Raw genomic sequence first — 2459 nt, 5'->3', positions numbered from 1 at the left:
TTTCTTTGTTTCAAAAAATGGTTGTATTCTATTAGCTTATCAAGATAATCTCGGTCTGTTTGACTTATGATCTGATCAAAAAACTTTCTTCTTATCTCACTTCCTTCTCTTATGAGGTCTGTGTCATTAGGTGAAATGAAGACCACAGGAAACTTGCCAACGTGCTCCCTCAGCTTATCATACTCAACACTATTTACCTTTATGATTTTCTTAGCACCTTCTTTCAAAATACAATCTACCTTATACTCATCTCCACTTTTTATAAACAAACTTCTAATTGTGAAGAAAGCTTCTCCGAAGCGTATGTTTTGATTATCAATGGTATTTAAGGCACTCTTTGTTGTAGAGAGATAATAAATAGCATCGAGCAGGTTAGTCTTGCCGCTTCCATTTTTTCCGAGTATGCAGTTTACGTTTTCCGAAAAATTCAGCGTGACTTCTTCATAGTTCTTAAAATTAATCAGACTCAATTTTTCGATGTGCATTGACTTTTTTTGCTTAATTTCGCAGTCCTTATTTAGGTTCAAAATTAACATTATGGCAACTACGACAAAAGGAAAGTCAAAAACTAAGTCATCTACAAAAAGCAAGTTTTCTAAAGAGACCTATATGAATTGGTTTGAAAGCATGCTTTTGATGAGAAAGTTTGAGGAAAAAGCGGGCCAGTTATACGGTCAGCAGAAGATCAAGGGATTTTGTCATTTATATATAGGACAGGAAGCATGTGTGGCTGGTGCTGCATCTGCATTAAAAGAAGGAGATAAGTGGATAACCGCTTATCGTGACCATGCTCACCCAATTGCTTTAGGCTCTGATCCGAAAGCTATTATGGCTGAGCTTTTTGCAAAAGAAACAGGTATAAGCAAAGGTAAAGGTGGCTCAATGCATATGTTTGATAAGGAGCACCACTTTTTTGGCGGCCATGGCATTGTAGGTGGTCAGGTACCTCTTGGAGCCGGTATCGCTTTTGCTGAAAAATACAACAAGACAGATAATCTCTGCATATGCTACATGGGTGATGGTGCTGTGAGGCAAGGTGCTTTTCACGAAGCGCTAAACTTAGCCATGACATGGAAGTTGCCAGTAATATTTGTTATTGAAAACAATGGTTACGCTATGGGTACTTCTGTAAAAAGAACGTCTAACGTAACCGATCTTCATACATTGGGTGAGGCCTATGATATGCCATCTGAAGGTATAGATGCGATGAATGTAGAGGATGTACATGAAGCTGTGGAAAAGGCTGCCAAAAGAGCTCGTAAAGGAGATGGGCCTACCCTATTAGAGTTTAAAACCTATCGATACAAAGGGCACTCAATGTCTGACCCTGCTAAATATAGAACTAAAGATGAGGTTGAAGAGTACAAATCTAAAGACCCGATAGAGCAGGTAAGACAGATTATACTTAAGAAAAAATATGCTTCTGAAAAAGATATTGAAGCTATAGAGAAGAAGATAAAAGAACAGGTTGCTGAATCAGTAAGCTTTGCTGAAGAATCTGACTTCCCTGATCCTTCTGAGGCATTTAAAGATGTATATGCTCAAGAAGATTATCCTTATATAACTGATTAAACACCTATTACCATAAGTGCTGAACTAAGATTTTTACAGTGGTCATTTCCACTTGTGAGATAAATCCTTAGTTTTGCAGCCTTAAAATATTTTGAAATGGCAAAAAATAAGAAGCAAGAAGAGGTACAAAGCGGCCTTGAAAATCCAGAGGCTTTGGCCGAACAAATTTCAAGAACAGAGACATTTATAGAGGAGAACAAAGGACTTGTTTTCGGTATAGTGGCTGTTGTTGTGTTATTAGTAGGTGGAGTATTTGGCTACAGATATTATAAAAATACCCAGGAGCAAACTGCACAAAGCGAAATGTTTCAGGCAGTATACTATTTTGAATCAGATAGTCTGGACCTGGCCCTTAATGGTGACGGTAACAATTTAGGTTTTACTGATATTGCTGAAGAGTATAGCATCACAGATGCGGGCAATCTGGCAAACTATTACGCTGGTGCTGCATATTTGAAGAAAGGAAGTTTCGACCAAGCTATATTATATCTTGAAGATTTTAGCAGCGATGATTTACTTGTACAAGCTAGAGCTTACAGCTTAATAGGAGATGCTTATATGGAAAAAGAGCAGTATACTGATGCTGCTTCGGCTTACCAAAAAGCTGCTGACTATAAGTCAAACAAATATTTCTCTCCTACTTATTTATTCAAGGCTGCCATAGCTTACGAAAAGGCAGGTAATAATGAGAAGGCAAAAGCCGCTTACCAGACGATCATTGACGAATACTGGGATTCTAATGAGTTTCAGAAAGCAAAGAAATACCAGGCTAGGTTAGGCAACTGATTTAGAATAAGATAATAAATAACGAAAGGGATAAGGTGCTAAAAGAACTTATCCCTTTTATTTTTACATAAACTTTACAACAAGATGGCATCATCACAAAA

At 37.5% G+C, this 2459-nt stretch carries 3 protein-coding genes; 2 read left to right on the top strand and 1 reads right to left on the bottom strand.

All coding sequences use genetic code 11. The features are described 5' to 3' along the window. The coding region (locus E1176_RS02370) for a DNA replication/repair protein RecF (protein ID WP_155208969.1) at window positions 1-485 on the bottom strand (485 nt) is incomplete at its 3' end. 52 nt (window positions 486-537) lie between these two features. Between E1176_RS02370 and pdhA the strand changes: the two genes are divergently transcribed. Together pdhA and E1176_RS02360 are read left to right on the top strand one after the other, a co-directional pair. After that, the gene (pdhA, locus tag E1176_RS02365) at window positions 538-1572 is read left to right on the top strand and encodes a pyruvate dehydrogenase (acetyl-transferring) E1 component subunit alpha (RefSeq protein ID WP_155208968.1); all 1035 of its coding nucleotides are present in this window, start codon (window positions 538-540) and stop codon (window positions 1570-1572) included. Between the two features lie 96 nt (window positions 1573-1668). Further along, window positions 1669-2358 (top strand): tetratricopeptide repeat protein, encoded by a 690-nt coding sequence (locus E1176_RS02360; protein WP_155208967.1) that lies wholly within the window; start codon window positions 1669-1671, stop codon window positions 2356-2358. Window positions 2359-2459: the final 101 nt, after the last annotated feature.

Source organism: Fulvivirga aurantia (assembly GCF_009711475.1).
Classification (GTDB): domain Bacteria; phylum Bacteroidota; class Bacteroidia; order Cytophagales; family Cyclobacteriaceae; genus Fulvivirga; species Fulvivirga aurantia.
The sequence above is the reverse complement of the archived record's forward strand: the minus strand, read 5'-3'. Positions and strand labels throughout refer to the sequence as shown.